The following is a 963-nucleotide window of genomic DNA, read 5'->3' as shown; positions in this document are numbered from 1 at the left end:
GATATTACAGACGAAGAAGTTAAGGAAATTTCAGAAAGCATCCAGTTGGATAAATTTATAAATACATTACCAGATGGATATAATTTTATTGTACAAGAAAATGGTGGTAATTTATCAGGTGGACAGAAGCAACTTATCAGTATTGCTAGAGCATTACTTCGAAAGAATATTAAAATTATTATTTTTGATGAGGCGACATCAGCACTGGATGTTGACATAGAAAAACATATATGTGATAATATTAACAAAATAAGTAAAGATAAAACATTTATTTCGATTACTCATAGAAAAAGTTTTTTGGATATAACCGATCGTGTTATTAAATTTGAAGATGGAAAAATAATGAATTGAGTTAGAGGCAAGGAGATTAAATAATATGGAGATTTCATTTCCAATTAAGCTTGGATTGACATGTAATTATCAAGCTATTAGTAATATGATGGAGTATTATGGAACCAAAATTCCGGAGGAATTTGTTTTTCTTGTTATGAAGTGTAATTTTGAAGACGATATTTCAATTCATATTCCATACTTTAGTAATAATGCAATAAGTAAATTGGGTTTTCGAATGAAAGTAATTACATTTAATGGACTAAGTGATTTTGAAAAAAAGGCTATGGAATTGCTTAATAAACAATATCCAATTATATTAAATGTCAAGTCCGATATTTTACCATTTTACCCTAAGGGAAATGAAAGTAATCAGAATGGAGCACATGCTTTGATTTTACACGGTGTCAAGGAGGGGATGGCGTTGGTTTCTGATTCCTATGTTCCTTATTATCCACCAGAGTGTATTAGTGAATGGATTGATATTGATATGATTTTTCAAGCGGTTTTGGCTAGTAAGGATAAAGATAAAATGGTGGTATTCGAAAAGGAACAAGATATTGCTATTAATTTAAATCAGATTGCAAAGGATAATTTAAAAACGCTACTATTAGAATTGATAGAGAATAATAG

2 protein-coding genes are annotated in these 963 nt (G+C 29.3%); both read left to right on the top strand.

The features are described from left to right. The coding region (locus ACW2QF_RS08210) for an ATP-binding cassette domain-containing protein (RefSeq protein ID WP_455715516.1) at positions 1 to 351 on the top strand (351 nt) is incomplete at its 5' end. Between the two features lie 25 nt (positions 352 to 376). Continuing rightward, positions 377 to 963 (top strand): hypothetical protein (locus ACW2QF_RS08205; RefSeq protein ID WP_455715515.1); only part of this gene is annotated, 587 nt, incomplete at its 3' end.

The sequence above is a fragment of the Anaerosporobacter sp. genome, assembly GCF_965301125.1.
This window is presented reverse-complemented; position numbering and strand designations above follow the sequence as displayed.